The organism is Pseudomonas germanica, assembly GCF_019614655.1.
GTDB classification, from domain to species: domain Bacteria; phylum Pseudomonadota; class Gammaproteobacteria; order Pseudomonadales; family Pseudomonadaceae; genus Aquipseudomonas; species Aquipseudomonas neuropathica.
Map to the genome: position 1 here is coordinate 4282623 of NZ_CP071586.1, position 18155 is coordinate 4300777.

The following is an 18155-nucleotide window of genomic DNA, read 5'->3' on the forward strand; positions in this document are numbered from 1 at the left end:
CCGATTGTTCCCACGCGGAGCGTGGGAACGATCATCTTGCCAAGGTCAGGCCAGTTCCAGTTCCAACGCTTGCTTGACCGGCGCGACTTCAAAGCGGTCCGCCAGAAACGGCGTGATATCCAGCGGCAACGGCTCATCGTTGACCAGTTTGTCCAGCAGCACACCGGTAATCGCCGAGGTCAGAATGCCGGTGCGGAAGTGTCCGCAGGCATTCAAATACCCTTCCACCCCACGCATGGGTCCGAGAATCGGCAACTCATCCGGCGAGCCCGGACGCAAACCCGCCCAGGTGCGTTTCAGATTGACGTCCTTGAGTTCCGGCAGGCAGCGCACCGCGCCCTGCACCAGCCCGGCGATTTCCGGGTAGGTGGTGGTGACGTCGAAGCCTTTGTCTTCGGTGGTGCTGCCGATCAGGATCTCGCCGTTGTCCTTCTGCGCCACGTAGCAGTCGCTGGTGGTCAGGCAGCCGTTGAGAATCTTCGGCATGCGCTCGGTCAGCAGAATCTGGCCCTTTACCGGTTTCACCGGGATACGAATACCCGTCGCCCATTCACTCAAGTCCGCCGCCCAGGCACCACCGGCGTTGATCAGCGTCTTGCAGTGGAACACGCCCTCCTCGGCCGTCTGCACACCGGTGACGCGACTGCCGTGATGCAACACACCGGTGACGTTGGTGTTGACGAAGATGTCGACGCCGTTCTGCCGTGCACCTTCCATGTAGGCATCGGCGAGGCGGAACGGGCTGACCTGGTGATCGCAGAGAAACTCCAGTGCCCCGCGTGCTTCGTGGCTGACGCTCGGTTCAGACTCGCGTAGCGCCGCTTGGTCGAGCCAGCGCACCTGATCGGCCAGGTGCGGAATGCAGCCGACGATGTGCTCGGCGTAGAGCCGGTCTTCATCGTCGTAAATGACGAATTTCAACCCGGTCTTTTCGAACTTGAAATCCATGCCGTGGTTGTCTTTCAGCTCACGGTGCAGCGCCGGGTACAGCGCGTTGGACTGCAGGGCGAAATCGAAGAATGACTCCGGCAGAATGTGCGGCGTGCTTGCGTCCACTGCCACCGCCGCGCCCTGGGTTTCGCGCTTGCGGTTGGCCGACATCATGCGGAAGAAAATCACCCCGCAGCCGAGGCCGACCGACTCACCGATCGCCCACAAACCGCCGGCCGACGCACGGGTGGCGTTGCCCGGGCGCTTGGCATCGATCAGCGCCACTTTGAGGTTTTTGCGCTTGGACAATTGATAGGCGCAGGACGCCCCGATCACGCCGCCGCCGGCAATGATCACGTCGTAGAACTTACTCATGGGCAGCGGCCTCCGTGCCGACAGACTGGAACGCGGAAAAAGGAATCGGATCAATCGGGAATCGCGGGCGCAGCCAACCGACGTCCTTGCGCCCGGTCGCTTGACGCAAGCGATCGCTGCAGTAGCCGACGCACATGCGCCCCTGGCAATCGCCCATGCTTACGCGGGTGCGCATTTTCAGGCTGGCGATGTCTTGCACGCCTTGCTCCAGCGCCAGGTCGATGTCAGCGCGGGTCGCGTGTTCGCAACGGCAGATCACCGTGTCAGCGGCAGGCAATGCGGTCTGGCCGACGCCGCGTTCGGTGTAGCGATCCACAGCAGCACGAAAGCGCACGATGGCTTTGAGTTTGCTCAAGTAGCGGTCGCGGCGCACACGCGCCAATTCCTCTTCGAGCACGCCGCGTTGCAGGAGAATCGAGGTTGCGGCGATCTTGCCGGCGAGCATCGCCGCTTCTCCACCGCGAATCCCGCCCATGTCACCGGCCAGGTGCACGTGGGGTTCGTTACTTTGCTGCCAGACGTTCGCGTTGGCGCGCAGATAACCGTCATCGCTGAAGCCGTGATCCAGGCCCATCTGCTGGCTCAGTTGGGTGCGCGGAATAAAGCCATAACCGACCGCGAAGGTCTTGGCTTCGAAACGCTCGACGCGGCTCATGTCCGGTTCCCACGTGGCCGAGTACGGCGCGACGCTGACGCTTTTCAGCTCGCCCTCGCCATGCGCCTCGACCACGCCCCAGCCGTAGTTCATCGGGATGCCGTGCAGTTTCAGGTAGGCGAGCATGCTCAAACCATCGAGAAACAATTGCGGCTTGTTCAGCAGCGCCAGACTTTCGCGGGCAATCTTGCCGAACGCGCAAGCCTCATACACGCCCGCGACGCTGACGCCCGACGCATGCAACTGCGTCGCCACCAGCGGCAGCAACGGCCCGGTGCCGGCGATGATCACCGGCCCTTGCGGCTTGACCACGCCACTTTTGATTTGCAGTTGCAGACCGCCGAGCATGATCACCCCCGGCAACGTCCAGCCCGGAAACGGCACGCTGCGTTCGTGGCAACCGGCAGCCAGGAGCAATTGCGGATACTCGATCTCGTGCAATTGCTCATCGCCATCCAGCACTACCAATGCACGAGTACCTTCGGCGCCGACCACACGATGGTTGAGGCGTACATCGATCAGCCCGGCCTGTTCCTGAAAATCACCGTGCAGTTTGCCCAGCGCTTCGGAGTAGCGCGGGCCGAGATAATCCAGCTGCACGCCGTCACGCAGCGGCCCGCGATAGACCACACCGCCAAGGCGTGAAGCTTCTTCGAGCAAGGTGCAGCGCACCCCGTGGCGCGCCAGTTCGATGGCCGCCGCCATCCCCGCCGGGCCGCCGCCGACGATGACCGGTTGCTGGCTCATGCGATCACCTCCTGCGCGGTGATGCGGTTGACCTGGGTTTCGATCTGCATGCCGTCGCGCACGACGGTCTGACAGGCACGGCGTTTGTGCCGGCCATTGATTTTCACCAGGCAGCACTGGCACACGCCCATGCCGCAATAGGCGCCGGTGATCTGGTCGTGATCGTTGCGGGCAATCTGGCGAACGCCGAGGGACTGGATAACGCTGAGGACGGTTTCGCCGATGGCGGCGGTGACCGCTTGACCGTTGATGTGGACGGTCATGTCCGCCTGCGCCAACGGCTGGATATCGAAGGTTCTTTCTTGGCAGTGCATTGCTATGTTCATCCGTGAGAGTTCGGTTGAGGTGGTGTCAGCTCCTTGCTGCACTACACCGGGTCGACGCGTTTATTGTGGCTGTGAGGGGCGTCGACGCAGCTACTTCGTCAGCGCAACAAGGTGCGCGTGAAGCACTGTAGTTCATGCCTCAGCAAAGGCCTGGATCATTTACGTTAGGCGATATCGCCCGGCGAAATATTGATCCAGGCCAGTGAAAGCGGCTGGATTGTCCAACGATCAATTGGAGAAGACGTACTGCCCTTTGATCTTCCTTGTACCGACCAAAGCGAGGTCCGGAAACAGCAGCGATTTGACCCAGGCGGCGTAGAACACCATGGCCAGAATGAACGCCACGCCGAGCAGAGTCGACACGGGTTCTTCACTGAAGCCGTAGAATTCACGAGGAATCTGGCTGATCGTGAAGGTGACATAGATTGTGTAAATCACCGCGATGCCCTTGTAAAAGCCCCACGCAAACAAGAGCGGAATCACGCCAATAATCAAGACCATGGTCAATGCCATAGCGATGCCACCGTCATTGATTTGAAGCAGCCCGGCTATCGCCCCGAGAAGTCCCCAGATACCCATCAGTGCGACCAGAATGTTGACTTTAACGGCGTGTCGTTTTCTCAGGGCGGGATCCGGATGCGCCCCGATCCAGCCCGCCAGCACTCGATCCTTGACCTTGCCACCCGAAAACGCCTTGAAGGTTTCGGCCCTGGAATGCCCGCTATCGAGCATTTCGACGACTTTTCGTTTGATTGCTTGCTTGTTCAACGTATTCATCCTTAAACGTGCGCGCAACGGCCGCCCCGTTGCCGACGCGGATTTTCCCCTTGTTGCCCGTCAGAAAGCAAAAAGCCGCTTCCACCCGAAGGTGGAAACGGCCGAGGCATGGGCCTCAATGGAGCAATCAGTGCACGAACAGGGCGATCAGGATGATGATCGGGATCGGTACGCCGAGGAAAAACAGCAGTAATGAGCGCATGGTGATGCTCCTTGTTTAACGGACTGGAGTGGTCGTGGTGTAGGTGTCGACTTCTACGTACTCGACGGCATCCCGACGACGACCGCCGTAAGTAGCCGCGAGGCTGGCGAAGAACGCACCGGCCAACAGCGAAATGAACATCCACAGCGAGGTCAAGGCAGCGACTTTCGCAGCGGTGTCGGCGGCTTGTTGAGCTTTGACTTTGGCGTCGGCGAGGGCTTTCTGAGTGCGCGCATAAATCTCGTCAACGCGACGTTCGGCATCGGCCTGAGTCAGGTTGGTACGTTGCGCGACCAGTTGTGCGAGGTAAGTACGGTCTTCAGCACTCAGCTGACCGTTGGCCAGGCTTTGCGCAAAGATGCGGGCCACAGCGCCATGAGCGGCGTCATCGCTGACAGAGGCCGGACGGTCATCGCGGAACAGGCTGTCGATGTAGTAGCCGTACTGGTTGCTGTCGGTGTTGGCCGCCGCAGAACCGGCTGCTTGAGTCATGGCGCTGGCAGCACCGCCAGCCACACTGGCACCGGCCTGCACACCACCACTGATCACGCTGCTGACCGAACCGACCACCAGCACTGCAGTGACCAATGTAGCCACACACCAGGCCAGGAAGCCGTGCGCGGTGTCGCGGAAATACACCTCGTCACCGTGCATGTTCGCCCACTTCACCCGCAAGCGACCGGCGATATAACCGCCCATGCCAGAAGCGATGATTTGCGTCAGCGCCAGCCAGACAATCGTTGAAATGCCCAGGCCCTTGGCGCTGACGCCCTCTCCGGCCCACGGTGAAACGGCAGAGAAACCCAAACCGAACCCGAGCAGGACCAAAATCATCGACAGGGCAGCGGCAGCCGCGGCACCTGCGAAAATCGCGCCCCAGGACACGCCCGAAACGCTGCTCGACTCTTCAACGGCAGGATAAAACCCATCAGAAGATCTATTCATTGTTGTTCTGCTCCAGGCATGAAAAATGGTGTTACAACTCGTCAGCAGAGGAATTGCAGTGACCGTGCCATTCGCGAAAATTAAATAAAATTTTTAATTTCAATAAGTTAGAAAGAATGAACTTACGCAAACCTTGCAAATTGCAATAATTGCCGGATAACAGCGGGTTTTATGCATTGGCCTCAAGTATCAATAGCGCTCCAAATCTGCGTTTGTGACAGGTCAACATGAAAGTTAATTTAAAGCGTCAGCGGAATTTCTTGGCAAAATGCTGCCATTCCGTTTGAACCGATCAGCAGGCCTGCCTATGACTCGTATCTTGACCATCGAAGACGACGCCGTGACCGCTCGGGAAATCGTCGCCGAACTGAGCAGCCACGGGCTGGAAGTCGACTGGGTCGACAATGGCCGCGAAGGGCTCGACCGCGCCGTGAGCGGCAACTACGACCTGATCACCCTCGACCGCATGCTGCCCGAACTCGATGGCCTGGCCATCGTCACCACGCTGCGTACCATGGGCGTGGCCACGCCGATCCTGATGATCAGCGCCCTCTCCGATGTCGACGAGCGCGTACGCGGCTTGCGCGCCGGCGGTGATGATTACCTGACCAAACCGTTTGCCACCGACGAGATGGCCGCACGGGTCGAAGTGTTGCTGCGTCGGCAGAACAGCGGCGCTACTCAGGCAACGACGCTGCAAGTGGCCGACCTCGAACTGGACTTGATCAGCCATGAAGCGCGCCGCGCCGAACAGGTGCTGACGCTGTTGCCGACTGAGTACAAGCTGCTCGAGTTCCTTATGCGCAACAGCGGCCAGATCCTTTCGCGGATGATGATTTTCGAAGAGGTCTGGGGCTATCACTTCGACCCCGGGACCAACCTGATCGACGTGCACATCGGCCGTCTGCGCAAGAAGATCGACGCCGCCGGCCATGTGCCGTTGATCCGCACGGTACGGGGCTCGGGTTATGTCATTGCCGAACCCGTCTGACGGCTGGCGCTCCTCCAGCAGCCGATTGCTGGCGCTGTACAGTTCGCTGTTCGTGGCCTGGAGCGCGATCCTCATGGGGGTCATGTATTACGAGGTCTCCGGCTACCTCGACAACCTCGCCAAACACTCGTTGATGCAACGTCAGCACCTGTTTTCGCACTTTCGCGGCGAACAACTGGAAGACGCCCTCGCCGCCAGCATGACCTTCGACATTCGCGGCATCGACGCCTACGGCCTGTTCGACGCCAACGGCGTTTACCTCGGTGGAGCGCTCCAGCAGATCCCCGAAGGCCTGCCGCTGGACGGCAAGATCCACATGCTTGCCGAATGCGCCGACTCCGATGACCCGACCCTGCCCAATGACAGCTGCGATGCGGTGGCCACACAAACCCGCGATGGGCGCTGGCTGGTGTTGCTGCGCGACAACGGCTCGCTGTTCGCCGTCACGCGGATCATTTTGCATGCGTTGTTCTGGGGCGTGTCGCTGACGATTCTGCCGGGCATTGCCGGTTGGCATTTACTGCGGCGTCGGCCGTTGCGGCGCATCCGGGCGATTCAGGCCAGCGCTCAGGCGATTGTTGCCGGCGACCTGACCCGGCGCCTGCCGCTGTCCAATCGCCGCGATGAACTGGACATGCTCGCGGCCATCGTCAATGCGATGCTGGAGCGCATCGAGCGCTTGATGAATGAAGTCAAAGGCGTCTGCGACAACATCGCCCATGATCTGCGCACGCCACTGACGCGCCTGCGCGCGCAGTTGTATCGCATGCAGCAGCAGGCTGGTGAAGGTTCGCAGGAAGCGGCGCAACTGGATCTGGTGCTCGCCGAAGCGGACACGCTGATGGCGCGGTTTCGCGGGTTGTTGCGGATTTCCGAGCTTGAGGATCGCCAGCGCCGTTCAGGTTTTGTCGAGCTCGATCCAGTGCAATTGCTGGAAGAACTGCACGAGTTTTATTTGCCATTGGCCGAGGAAGGCGAGCTGCGTTTCGAGCTGAACATGCCGGAGACCCTGCCGCCGCTCAATGGTGATCGGGCGTTGCTGTTCGAGGCCTTGGCCAATCTGCTGAGCAACTCGATCAAGTTCACGCCACCGGGCGGCACGGTGATGTTGCGTGGGGTGAACGCCGGTGGGCAAACGCGGATTGAGGTGCACGACTCAGGGCCGGGGATTCCCGAGGCTGAGCGTGAGGCGGTGTTCCAGCGCTTCTATCGCGCCGAGGGTGGGCAGCCGCAGGGTGGCTTTGGCCTCGGATTGTCGATTGTGGCGGCGATTGTCAGCTTGCATGGCTTCAGTCTTGAAGTCGGCAGCAGTGATCTGGGCGGGGCGAAACTGCTGCTCGATTGCCGGCAGAGCCTGATCGAAAACTCCTGATTCCCGACATGATCGTTCCCACGCTCTGCGTGGGAATGCCTCAAGGGACGCTCCGCGTTCCAGCTTGCGAAAGGGACGCGGAGCGTCCCGGGCTGCATTCCCACGCAGAGCGTGGGAACGATCATCAACTCAGGTTGGGTAATTGGCTCGGAGTGCCTCGAGGCCACCCTGATAGATGCCGTTAAACAACGCCACCACTTCCTCATCACTCACGCCTTTGGCGTTGAAACGACCCGACCACGTCACCCGTGCACCCTGCCCTTGGGCCTCAACCTTGATCGTCGCCAGGTAATCAGTCGCCGGGAACGGTGCCTGTTCGATCGAATAGCTGTAAGTCTTCGCGGCGTTATCGAACGCTTGCAGTCGCTCGATTACCACAGCGCCGTCAGCGGTTTGCAGGGTGCGCACGCGGCCACCGTCGCTCAGCTCACTGTTGGGAATAAAGGGCAGCCAATCGGGCAGCGTGTTGAAGCCGCCGATCAATTGCCAGACCTGATCGGCCGAGGCCGGAATGTCGATGGTTGCGGATGCTGTTGGCATAAATAAACGTCTCTCCAGAATTCAGATAGTCAGGCTGTCGACCACGCCGCCATCGACGCGCAACGCGGCGCCGGTGGTGGCCGAGGACAGCGGCGAAGCAATGTAGGTCACCAGATGCGCGACCTCTTCGACATCCGCCACGCGCTGGATGATCGAGGTCGGGCGGGCCTTGCGCACAAAGGCGTCGGCTTCATCGCGCAGGTTGCGCCCGGATTCGGCGGCAGCCTCCTTGAGCATGTCTTCCAGGCCGTCGGTGAAGGTCGGCCCCGGCAGGATCGCATTGACCGTCACCCCGGTGCCAGCCAGACGTTTGGCCAGACCGTGGGACACCGCCAGATTGGCGCTTTTGGTGACGCCGTAGTTGATCATGTCGGCTGGCGTGGCCACGCCGGATTCCGAGGAAAGAAAGATCACCCGGCCCCAGCCCTGCTCGACCATCGCCGGCACGTAGTGCCGCGCCAAGCGCACGCCGGAAATCACATTGACCTCATAGAAGCGCGTCCACTCGCTGTCCGGCGTATCGAAGAAATCCACGTCATTAAAGATGCCGAGATTGTTCACCAGAATGTCCGCGCGCGGCTCAGCGGCGAAGAGTTTTTGCGCGCCCTCGGCCGTGCCCAGATCCGCAGTCAAACCACGCAACTGCGCCCCCGGCACTTTCTGCCGAATGCTCGCCAGCGCCTGCTCGACCTTGGCCGTGTCGCGGCCGATCACCACCACGGTGGCGCCGGATTCGGCCAGCGACTGGCTGATGCCCAGACCAATGCCGGCGGTGCTGCCGCTGACGATGGCCAGTTTTCCACTCAGATCAATCTTCATGCTTTCACCTCATCGATTGGCAATGGTGCACGTTCAGAAACCAGTCTGGCGTCGCGCATCGCCTGCCAGAAACCGGCAGGAATGATCGCCGACAACGCCGCGACATCTTCGGCGATACGACCGGGTTTGCTCGCGCCGGGAATCACTGCAGCGACCGTCGGATTGGCCAGCGAAAACTGTAGCGCGGCGGCTTTGATATCAACGTTGTAAGCGGCGGCGATGCGTTTGATCTGCTCGACCTTGGCGATGACTTCAGGGCTGGCCTGCTGGTATTCGAAGTGCGAGCCGCCGGCGAGAATGCCTGAGCTGTAAGGGCCACCGACAACGATTTCAACGTTCTGCGCCCGAGCCGCATCCATCAAGCGCTGCAGCGGGCGTTCGTGATCAAGCAGCGTGTAGCGACCGGCCAACAGGAAACCGTCCGGCTGCGCTTCGCTGAGATCAAGGGTCAGTTCGCACGGCTCGACTTTGTTCACGCCCAGGCCCCAGCCTTTGATTACGCCTTCTTCGCGCAAGCGGGTGAGCACTTTGAATGCGCCAGTGCGGGCCTGATTGAAGTACTCCAGCCATTGATCGCCGTAAAAATCCTGAGCGATGTCGTGCACCCAGACGATGTCGAGGCGATCGGTTTGCAGACGCTTGAGGCTGTCTTCGATCGAACGCATAGTCGCGTCGGCGCTGTAGTCGTTGACGATCTTGTTCGGCCGACCGTGCTCGAACACCCCGCTCTTCTCGCCGAGATCGCGGGCGGCGGCGTCTTCGATTTCATCGAGAATCACCCGGCCGACCTTGCTGCTCAGCACGTAGTCGTCGCGTTTGTACTGCTTCAGTGCTTCGCCGAGGCGGATCTCCGAAAGACCGGAGCCGTAGAACGGCGCGGTATCGAAGTAGCGCACGCCGGCATCCCACGCGGCGTGCACGGTGGCCTGCGCTTCTTCTTCGGGGATGGCGCGGAACATGTTGCCCAGTGGCGCGGTGCCGAAGCCCAGTTGACCGGGAAGTTTGTCTTTCAAGCTCATTGGATTGTCCTCATACGTTCTTGGTCGGCGTGACCGTTGAGCAGATCCTAGATTGCGACACCGAGACCGTCCAAGACATAATCTGCAGCACTTGAGTCCCTATAGGTCTGACATGATCGACATCCGCCAATTGCGCTACTTCGTTGTAGTCGCCGAGGAAGAACACGTCGGCCGCGCCGCCGAACGGCTGCATATTTCCCAGTCGCCGCTGAGCCGGCAGATCGCCCAGCTCGAAGAGCGCCTGGGCCTGACGTTGTTCGAGCGCAGTCAGCAACGCATTCGCCTGACCCGCGACGGCCAGACCTTCCTCGCCGAAACCCGCGCCCTGCTCACCCACGCCAATCGCCTGGAATCCCTCGGCAAACGCCTGGGTCGTGGCGAAGAAGGCGGTTTGTGCATCGGCTATATCGAAAATGCTATGCACGCCGGCGTCTTGCCCAATGCCTTGCGCGTGTTACGCGCGGATCGTCCCAACGTACACGTCGCGTTGTACAACCTCAGCTCCGCCGAGCAATTGGAGGGCTTGCGACAGCGTAGTCTCGATATCGCGTTGGTGAGCGAGCCGCCGACCGATGACGATCCGGATCTGCTGAGTTTCCAGGTGCTCGATGACCCGATGCTGCTGGCGTTGCCGGAGCAGCATCGTTTGGCGCAGCAAGCGGCGTTGAGTCCCGAGGATCTGGCCAATCAGGAATGGATCGGCGTGCAGCCGCGTCAGGATGCCAAAGATGAGTTTGCCAGCGCCTGCATTCGCGCCGGCTTCACCCCGGATGTGCGCATGCAGGCGACCGAACCGTTTACCGCGCTGGGTCTGGTGGCGTCGGGGCTGGGGATTGCGATGATTCAAAAAGGCCTGAGCCATAACGCACCGCCGGGTGTGGTGCTGCGCGAACTGCCGTGGCTGACGTTGACCACGCCGTTGTGGGCGGCGTGGCACCGGATCAACTTGCGGCCATTGGTCGAGACCTTCCGCAAAGTCCTGACTGACGGTGAGATAGCCGCTGACTGAAAGGGCTTCTTCGCGAGCAAGCTCGCTCCCACAGGTTCAGAAGTGATCTCGCATTCTCTGTACGACGCAGATCCCTGTGGGAGCGAGCCTGCTCGCGAAGGGGCCGGCACATCCAACATCGAATGTGACTGACCCAAAGCCTTCGCGAGCAGGCTCGCTCCCACAGGTTTTGCGGTGGATCTACACTCATCAGATCAGCATCCAGCCGTGAGTTGACCATGAGAATGTCCGCACAAATGACCGTCGTCGCGGTACTCGCCACCCTCGCCTACCTCGGCCTGGCGGTGTGGGGCATTGGTGGTGTGGCTATGTTCTTTTCCCACGGTTCGCTGGTGATCGTCGCATTGGCGACGGTGGCGATGGTGATTGCTTCGCTGTTCAGTGAGGTCAACCTGAGCACTGGCGAGCGCGAAGACCGCGCCAATCGCTGGGTGATTCCGGCGTTCGGTGTGATCGGGCTGCTCAGTGGTTTTCTGCCGGCTTACTGCGACCGGGTGAATTTCTGGACGCTGGGCGGTGAAGGCGTGCGCTGGCTCGGCGCATTGCTGTTTATCGTCGGCGGCGTGCTGCGGTTGTGGCCGGTGTTTGTGCTGGGACGGCGTTTCAGCGGACTGGTGGCGATTCAACCGGGGCATCGGTTAGTCACCGATGGCATTTATCAACGGCTGCGCAATCCGAGTTATCTGGGGTTGTTGATCAATGCCGTGGGCTGGGCATTGGCGTTTCGTTCGGTGGTCGGGTTGATGCTGGCGGCGCTGACGTTGATCCCGTTGATTGCCCGGATTCACTCGGAAGAAGCCCTGCTGCGGGCGCAGTTTGGCACGGAGTACGACGCTTATTGCGCACGGAGCTGGCGGTTGGTGCCGGGGGTTTACTGACCACGGGGCAACACTTAACCCTGTGGGAGCTGGCTTGCCAGCGATAGCGGTAGTTCAGTCAAATTTATAGTGACTGACAGGGCCTCATCGCTGGCAAGCCAGCTCCCACAGGGACTGTGTTGTGTCAGTTTTTTTGCAGGTGAAGTTTGCCGTCGTTGTCGACCTTGACCTGCACCGCAGCATAACTGGCCAGCGTCGCATGGGCCGTTTCCAGCGGATGCTGATGCGTCGTGGTGATGATCATCAGCGGTGCACCGGCCGCTTCGGCAGCCTGAATACCGACGGTGGCGTCTTCAAAGATCAGGCAATCATGCGGCTCCAGGCCCAGTCGTTTGGCCGCCAGTAAATAGCCGGCCGGGTCGGGCTTACCCGCCTTCACATCTTCAGCGGTGATCATCACCGCAGGCGTTGGAATCCCCGCCGCCGCCATGCGCCGCAACGCCAGATCCCGTGGCGCCGACGTCACCATCGCCCAGCGATTTTTGGGCAGGCTATTGAGAAATCTCGCCGCTCCGGGTATCTCGACAATGCCTTCGACGTCTTCGATTTCCGCCTCGGTGATGAACGCCGCTTGCGCCTCGGCATCCACCCCCGGCAGGTTCAGCCGGGTGATAGTGTCGATCGCGCGCACACCATGAATGGTCGGCAAAAACGTTTCCACATCGACGCCATGGCGCACGGCCCAGGCTGCCCAGATCCGCTCGGCGGCGGCGATGGAGTTAAGGACGGTGCCGTCCATGTCGAACAGAAACGCGCCGAACGCGCGATCGAAGACGTTATCGTGAGCAGACAAAAGATCGCATCCTTTGACAAGACTGGGCGGATTGGCCGGGCAATGTAGCATTTTTGCCCGGCGATTCGTCCCGGCATCTCAGTGCAGGCGCGGAGCCTTGGACTTGAACGCGCTATCCACGCAGTCGAGTAACTGGCCGATGGCCCACGGCTTCTTGATGAACGCCACCGGGTGCTTGACCCCCGACGTCTCCGGGGTTTCATAGCCGGACATGACCATGACCGGCTTGTCCGGCCAGCGTTCGCCGACCAGATTGGCCAACCCGGCGCCATTGATTTCGCCGGGCATGGTGATGTCGGTCAGCAGCAAGGCCACTTCCGGCGCGTGCTCTTCCAGATACAGCTTGGCGTCATCCGCGCTGGTACGTGGCTCGACTTTGAAACCTTCCTCCTGAAGAATTTCGCAGAGAAACTCCAGAATCAACGGATCATCCTCAACCACCAGAATCAATCCGTCAGGAAGGTGCGCGCTCGCCGTAGGTATTGGGCACATGGAACTGCACTCCCTGAATTGCATTAACGATTTAGCGGCTTGAATCCGCTGCTTAACTGGTATGAGCAGCGGGCTCTGCAGAAATTCACTTTTGATACAGGTCTTTTGCGAAACGGCGTTTTTGCCCGTCAGCGGCAATCGTTCGCGACGGTGTATTTGTGGTTAAAATGCCGGCCCTTTTGCTTGCCGATTCTGACCGATGAACCCTGAAGCCCTCGCCACCCTCCACGCCCATCTGCTGCTGGCCCTCGCGGCTGCACCGAGCGAAACCCGTCGCCTGTTCCACGGGCGCGGTCGCTGCTGGGCCGGGCTGGAGCAGTTGACCGTGGACTGGCTGCAAGGCGTGGTGCTGGTGTCGCTGTTCAAGGAACCGGCGCCTGAGCAACTGGACAATCTCAAGGCGTTGCTGCTGGGTCTCACAGATTCCGCCGAATGGAAACAGTCTGGCGCGCACACGTTGCTGATCCAGCATCGCTACTTGCCACAGAGCACTGCCGAATGGTTGCTGGGCGATGAAATCGAAGAAATGAGCATCGTCGAGGGCGGCTTGCAGTACCGCGTCGACCTGGGGCGCAAACAGAACGCCGGGCTGTTTCTCGACATGCGTTACGGGCGCAACTGGGTGCGCGAGCAGGCCAACGGCAAACGTGTGCTCAATCTGTTTGCCTACACCTGCGGTTTTTCCGTGGCGGCCATCGAGGGCGGCGCCAGTCATGTGGTCAACCTGGACATGTCCCGCGCGGCCCTGAGCCGTGGCCGCGACAATCATCGCTTGAACGGCCATGATCTGAGCAAAGTCAGTTTCCTCGGCCACGACCTGTTCAAGTCCTGGGGCAAGGTGATCAACAGCGGCCCGTATGACCTGGTGATCATCGACCCGCCGTCGTTCCAGAAAGGCAGCTTCCTGCTGACCAAGGATTACCAGCGCGTGCTGCGCCGCTTGCCGGAATTGCTCACGGCGCAAGGCACAGTGCTGGCGTGCATGAACGATCCGGCGTTCAGTTCGGACTTTCTGATCGATGGCGTGACGCAGGAAGCGCCGGGTTTGCGCTTTGTAGAGCGGCTGGAGAATCCGCCGGAGTTTCCGGACATTGATCCTGAAAGCGGTCTCAAGGCCCTGATCTTCCAGCGCACTATCTGACACCCCGAAGATCCCTTGTAGGAGTGAGCCTGCTCGCGATAGCGGTCTATCAGTCAAATAGGTGATATCTGACACACCGCTATCGCGAGCAGGCTCACTCCTACAGGGGGATTGTGTTGGGTCAGGGAGTTGGTGGGCGCAGCACCAGCGCAAACAACTCTCCATGCCCGGTGACATTGAGCTTGTGATAAAGATTGCGCCGATGCACCTTGACCGTCTCCGGCGAAATGCCCATCTGCTGGGCCATTGCCTTGCTGGAGAAGCCCTGCAAAATCAGCCGCGCCGTATCGACCTCACGCACCGTCAGCCGCGCGTCGAAGCGGTCAAGCAACGTTGCCAGATCACCGACTGGCGTTTCCGCCACCGCGCCCTGCGGCGGCAACAACTGCACATGCCGACGCATCGCCGCCAGCACCCAATCGCGCACGCACAGCAACCGGCCCTGCTCGGCCATGTCGAACGGCGTCGAACGGCCCAATGACAAGCCGAGCACGCCGCCCTCGACGTTGATCATGAACTGCAACTCGTCCTCGCCCACCACCGAACGAAAGTAGCTCAGGTAATACTCGCTGTGCAGAAACTGGTCCGGCGCCACCGAGGCGAGGCTGTGCAAGCCGTCGGCAATACCGGTCGAGGCGGTTTGATAGAACGGATCGAGCAGGTACATCCCGGCGCTGTAACCGGCCAGCTCCTCCTGCTCGTCCGCGTGGCCCTTGCTGTCGAAGTCGATCAGCAATTGCGGCGCCTGCCCGGCTTTCATCAACGCCACCAGCGCGTTGTCCAGCGGCACCAGCAGCCGCAACGTGTCTACCAGCGCACGCCAGAAACCGTCCTGACCGACACCGGCAAATACCCGCGCCAGGCTCTGATGCACTGGCAGTTCCTGCAGCAACGCGTCCACGCACTACCCCTTTTGAGTAACCCATGATGGGAATGGGTCAGGCGTGACCGGCCCGATAGGCTGACCACTCCTGTTCATCACCGGCCTGCACAGGCCAGGAGTGCCGCATCATGCGTGGTCACCGTGGCTGTATCAACCTCAGCATTCAACTGGGCCTGCTGGTCGGTATTGGCGCCAGCTCGATCGCCATGGCCGCTGACGCGCCGAGCGTGCACGTCTACAACTGGTACGACTACATCGGCCCGAACACCCTCCACGACTTCCAGCGCGACAGCGGTATCCAGCCGGTCTACGACACCTTCGACAGTGCCGAAGTCCTCGAAGGCAAATTGATGACCAGTCGCAGCGGCTACGATGTGGTGGTGGCAAGCAACTTCAGCCTGCCGACGCTGATCAAGGCCGGCGCGCTGGCCCCGCTGCCACGCGAGCAACTGCCGGGCTGGAAGAATCTTGATGCCGATTTGTTGGCAAAACTGGCCAACAACGATCCCGGCAATCAATACGCCGTGCCGTATCTGTGGGGCACCAACGGCATCGGTTACAACGTCGACAAGGTGCGCGCAGCGCTAGGCGACAAGGCACCGGTGGATTCGTGGGATCTGGTGTTCAACGAAGCCAACCTCGCCAAACTCGGCCAGTGCGGCGTGGCGATGCTCGATTCGCCGTCGGAGATGCTGCCGGTCGCCCTGCACTATCTCGGCTTGCCCCCCAACAGCACCGATCCCGAAGACTATAAAAAAGCCGAAGCGCTACTGCTGAAACTGCGCCCGCACATCGCCTATTTCAACTCGTCGAAATTCATCAGCGACCTGTCCAACGGCAACATTTGCGTGGCGGTCGGTTGGTCCGGGGCGATGCTCGAGGCCAAGACCAATGCCGAGCAGGCCAACAACGGCGTGAAGATCGCCTACAGCCTGCCCAAGGAAGGCGCGCCGGTGTGGTTCGACACGTTGGTGCTGCTCAAGGACGCGCCGAATCGGCCCCAAGGGCTGGCGTTTATCGACTATCTGCTGCGCCCCGAAGTGATCGCGCCGGTCAGTGATCATCTGTCGTACCCCAATGGCAATCGCGCCGCGACAGCGCTGGTGGCCGCCGCCACGCGGGACAACCCGGCGGTTTATCCATCGGCCACGGCGATGGCCACGCTGTACACCCTTGAACCCCTGCCCAAAGCCACCGAACGGGTGCGCACGCGGGTGTGGAGCAAGGTCAAGAACGGCCAGTAACCCCTTTTGAACATTTCACCAAACCCTGTGGGAGCGAGCCTGCTCGCGAAAGCGGTGGGTCAGGCACTGATGTGTTGAAAGTGCCGACGCCTTCGCGAGCAGGCTCGCTCCCACAGGGGCGGTGAACAACCCTGCATTTTTTAGAGAGACAGAAATCAATGAAACCTCGTGCCCGTGACCTCAACATCCGCATCGGTCAACTGCATCCTGGCCCGCTCAACGCCATCACTGATGTACCCGGCGTACGCGTCGGCCACGGCAATGTTCGCGGACGCAGCAGCGCCGGACGGGATATCTGCACCGGCGTGACGCTGATCGAACCGCGTCCGGGTTCGACCAATCAGCAACCGTGTTTTGCTGGCGTGCATGTGCTCAACGGCAATGGTGACGCCACCGGGCTTGAATGGATTCGCGAGGCGGGTCTGCTGACCAGCCCGATTGCCTTCACCAACACCCACAGCCTCGGTGTGGTGCGCGATGCCTTGGTTGTCCTGGATCGTCAGCAGCAACCCGACGACGGCCGTCTCTACTGGAACATGCCAGTGGTGCTGGAAACCTTTGACGGCTTGCTCAACGATATCAACGGTTTTCACGTGCAGCCCGCGCATGTGGCTGAAGCCCTGAAAAACGCGGTCAACGGCCCAGTGACGGAAGGCGCCGTCGGCGGTGGCAGCGGCATGATCTGCCATGAATTCAAGGGTGGCATCGGCACCTCGTCGCGGCGCTTGAGCGCTGCGCAGGGCGGCTGGACCGTCGGCGCGATCGTCCAGGCCAACCACGGCATTCGCAGCGAACTGCGGGTCGATGGCTACCCGGTCGGGCGCTACATGGAACAGAAAGATTCGCCGTTCTTGCGGGCATCGTTGCCACATCCGGGCATGGGTTCGATCGTCGTCTGTCTGGCCACCGATGCGCCGCTGTTGCCTCATCAATGCACGCGTCTGGCGCAGCGTGCGAGCCTCGGTCTGGCGCGCACCGGCGGCGGCAACGAGGATCATAGCGGCGACATCTTCATCGCCTTCGCCACCGGCAACGCTCATGTGCCACCGGCGGCGTACGAAGGCAAAGGCGCGCCGACCTGTGACGGCTTGCGCATGGTCAACAATGACCATATCAGCGAGCTGTTCCTGGCCGCGACCGAGGCGGTTGAGGAAGCGATCATCAACGCCTTGCTGGCCAGTGACAGCACCGAAGGCAACGGTCACTCGGTGCCGGGACTGGATGCCGAAACCCTGCTCGCTGCCCTCGAAAAATCAGGCTGGCCTGGCACCCGTTGACAGCGCAAAAACACTGTAGGAGCTGCCGGAGGCTGCGATCTTTTGATTTTAAGAACAAGATCAAAAGATCGCAGCCTTCGGCAACTCCTACAGGGGTTATGTGAAGATTTGGCTACCGAGTTCCCTTGCAACCGCCAATTGCTCCGATGGATCGCGCAACTCCGATTCCGGCAACAACGTCGAACTCAGCACCGTCGCTCCGCAGTAGTCGAAAATCCCGTGCTCAATCTGCGCCTTCATCGCAGCGCCATAGCCGTGGCGCTCGTAAGTGCGTGCATCCGCGCCGGCGAGGCCGACCAGATGCACGCGCAGGCGCTGCAGCAGCTTCACATGCTTGAGGTCACCACTGAAATCGAAGGCCCAGCCATTGCTGAACACCCGATCGATCCAGCCTTTGAGCTGCGCCGGCATCGACCACCAGTACACCGGATACACCAGCACCAAGGTATCGGCGCGGTCGATGCGTGCCTGCTCGGCCAGGACATCAGCGGGCGGCGCGGACTCGCGGTGATGCACGGCGAAATCCGCCGCGCCAAAACATGGCTCGAAGCCCTCGGCATAGAGATCGGCGATTTCAAAAGTGTTGGCCGGGTTGGCCTGAACAAGGCTTGCAGCGATTTGCGCGGCGACGCTGTGGGTCAGCGAGCGTGGGTCGTGATGCGCGACGACGATCAAGGCGTGCATGGCAATTCTCCGTTTGGTGATTGTTCACCAAGGCTTATATACTCTTGGTAAGTTAC

Annotated in this window: 20 protein-coding genes; 8 read left to right on the forward strand and 12 right to left on the reverse strand. The window is 60.8% G+C overall.

Annotated elements, in window-relative coordinates; translation table 11 throughout:
• Nucleotides 1-45: 45 nt before the first annotated feature.
• The 4 genes from hcnC to J0G10_RS18790 form a co-directional block, all read right to left on the reverse strand.
• Complete coding sequence (gene hcnC / locus J0G10_RS18775) at nt 46-1305, reverse strand: cyanide-forming glycine dehydrogenase subunit HcnC (RefSeq protein ID WP_095048017.1); 1260 nt, start codon at nt 1303-1305, stop codon at nt 46-48.
• Complete coding sequence (gene hcnB, locus J0G10_RS18780; protein WP_220556459.1) at nt 1298-2707, reverse strand: cyanide-forming glycine dehydrogenase subunit HcnB; 1410 nt, start codon at nt 2705-2707, stop codon at nt 1298-1300. Before hcnB ends, hcnC begins: the two co-directional genes overlap by 8 nt.
• Nucleotides 2704-3021, reverse strand: a complete 318-nt coding sequence (hcnA, locus tag J0G10_RS18785; protein ID WP_220556460.1) for a cyanide-forming glycine dehydrogenase subunit HcnA — start codon at nt 3019-3021, stop codon at nt 2704-2706. The genes hcnB and hcnA overlap by 4 nt, the downstream gene beginning before the upstream one ends.
• A gap of 240 nt (nt 3022-3261) precedes the next feature.
• Nucleotides 3262-3801 (reverse strand): hypothetical protein, encoded by a 540-nt coding sequence (locus tag J0G10_RS18790; protein ID WP_007915001.1) that lies wholly within the window; start codon nt 3799-3801, stop codon nt 3262-3264.
• On the opposite strand from J0G10_RS18790, the gene J0G10_RS18795 reads away from it, so the two are divergent.
• The gene (locus J0G10_RS18795) at nt 3794-4003 is read left to right on the forward strand and encodes a hypothetical protein (RefSeq protein WP_141231768.1); all 210 of its coding nucleotides are present in this window, start codon (nt 3794-3796) and stop codon (nt 4001-4003) included. The genes J0G10_RS18790 and J0G10_RS18795 overlap by 8 nt on opposite strands.
• Nucleotides 4004-4027: 24 nt before the next feature.
• Here the strand turns inward: J0G10_RS18795 and J0G10_RS18800 are convergent, their stop codons facing one another.
• Nucleotides 4028-4957: a hypothetical protein gene (locus tag J0G10_RS18800; protein ID WP_095048019.1), complete on the reverse strand. Its 930-nt coding sequence runs from the start codon at nt 4955-4957 to the stop codon at nt 4028-4030.
• Nucleotides 4958-5264: 307 nt separating this feature from the next.
• Between J0G10_RS18800 and J0G10_RS18805 the strand changes: the two genes are divergently transcribed.
• Both J0G10_RS18805 and J0G10_RS18810 read left to right on the forward strand, forming a co-directional pair.
• Entirely contained in the window at nt 5265-5948 is a 684-nt protein-coding gene (locus tag J0G10_RS18805) for a response regulator transcription factor (RefSeq protein WP_007914996.1), read from the forward strand.
• Nucleotides 5926-7320, forward strand: coding sequence for a sensor histidine kinase (locus tag J0G10_RS18810; protein ID WP_220556461.1), 1395 nt, complete (start codon nt 5926-5928; stop codon nt 7318-7320). Before J0G10_RS18805 ends, J0G10_RS18810 begins: the two co-directional genes overlap by 23 nt.
• A 129-nt stretch (nt 7321-7449) precedes the next feature.
• Here the strand turns inward: J0G10_RS18810 and J0G10_RS18815 are convergent, their stop codons facing one another.
• Genes J0G10_RS18815 through J0G10_RS18825 form a run of 3 tightly spaced genes read right to left on the reverse strand, consistent with a single transcriptional unit; the run spans nt 7450 to nt 9698 of the window.
• Entirely contained in the window at nt 7450-7860 is a 411-nt protein-coding gene (locus J0G10_RS18815; RefSeq protein ID WP_095048021.1) for an SRPBCC family protein, read from the reverse strand.
• 21 nt (nt 7861-7881) lie between these two features.
• Nucleotides 7882-8679, reverse strand: a complete 798-nt coding sequence (locus J0G10_RS18820; RefSeq protein WP_095048022.1) for an SDR family NAD(P)-dependent oxidoreductase — start codon at nt 8677-8679, stop codon at nt 7882-7884.
• Complete coding sequence (locus tag J0G10_RS18825) at nt 8676-9698, reverse strand: aldo/keto reductase (RefSeq protein ID WP_095124525.1); 1023 nt, start codon at nt 9696-9698, stop codon at nt 8676-8678. The genes J0G10_RS18820 and J0G10_RS18825 overlap by 4 nt, the downstream gene beginning before the upstream one ends.
• Nucleotides 9699-9810: 112 nt before the next feature.
• On the opposite strand from J0G10_RS18825, the gene J0G10_RS18830 reads away from it, so the two are divergent.
• Nucleotides 9811-10707, forward strand: coding sequence for a LysR substrate-binding domain-containing protein (locus J0G10_RS18830; protein WP_220556462.1), 897 nt, complete (start codon nt 9811-9813; stop codon nt 10705-10707).
• 218 nt (nt 10708-10925) lie between these two features.
• Nucleotides 10926-11585 (forward strand): methyltransferase family protein, encoded by a 660-nt coding sequence (locus tag J0G10_RS18835; protein WP_095124524.1) that lies wholly within the window; start codon nt 10926-10928, stop codon nt 11583-11585.
• Nucleotides 11586-11709: 124 nt separating this feature from the next.
• On the opposite strand, the gene J0G10_RS18840 is transcribed toward J0G10_RS18835, so the two are convergent.
• Entirely contained in the window at nt 11710-12378 is a 669-nt protein-coding gene (locus tag J0G10_RS18840; protein WP_220556463.1) for an HAD family hydrolase, read from the reverse strand.
• Between the two features lie 78 nt (nt 12379-12456).
• The gene (locus J0G10_RS18845) at nt 12457-12870 is read right to left on the reverse strand and encodes a response regulator (protein WP_095048027.1); all 414 of its coding nucleotides are present in this window, start codon (nt 12868-12870) and stop codon (nt 12457-12459) included.
• A gap of 199 nt (nt 12871-13069) precedes the next feature.
• On the opposite strand from J0G10_RS18845, the gene J0G10_RS18850 reads away from it, so the two are divergent.
• Nucleotides 13070-14011, forward strand: coding sequence for a class I SAM-dependent methyltransferase (locus J0G10_RS18850; protein ID WP_220556464.1), 942 nt, complete (start codon nt 13070-13072; stop codon nt 14009-14011).
• Nucleotides 14012-14132: 121 nt separating this feature from the next.
• On the opposite strand, the gene J0G10_RS18855 is transcribed toward J0G10_RS18850, so the two are convergent.
• The gene (locus J0G10_RS18855; protein WP_220556465.1) at nt 14133-14912 is read right to left on the reverse strand and encodes a helix-turn-helix transcriptional regulator; all 780 of its coding nucleotides are present in this window, start codon (nt 14910-14912) and stop codon (nt 14133-14135) included.
• A 110-nt stretch (nt 14913-15022) separates the two neighbouring features.
• Between J0G10_RS18855 and J0G10_RS18860 the strand changes: the two genes are divergently transcribed.
• Nucleotides 15023-16138 (forward strand): polyamine ABC transporter substrate-binding protein, encoded by a 1116-nt coding sequence (locus tag J0G10_RS18860; protein WP_220556466.1) that lies wholly within the window; start codon nt 15023-15025, stop codon nt 16136-16138.
• A gap of 158 nt (nt 16139-16296) precedes the next feature.
• Nucleotides 16297-17415 carry a DmpA family aminopeptidase gene (locus J0G10_RS18865; RefSeq protein ID WP_095124519.1) on the forward strand — a complete coding sequence of 373 codons (1119 nt, stop codon included), beginning with the start codon at nt 16297-16299 and terminating at the stop codon, nt 17413-17415.
• 96 nt (nt 17416-17511) lie between these two features.
• Here the strand turns inward: J0G10_RS18865 and J0G10_RS18870 are convergent, their stop codons facing one another.
• Entirely contained in the window at nt 17512-18099 is a 588-nt protein-coding gene (locus J0G10_RS18870) for an NAD(P)H-dependent oxidoreductase (RefSeq protein ID WP_220556467.1), read from the reverse strand.
• Nucleotides 18100-18155 lie beyond the last annotated feature (56 nt).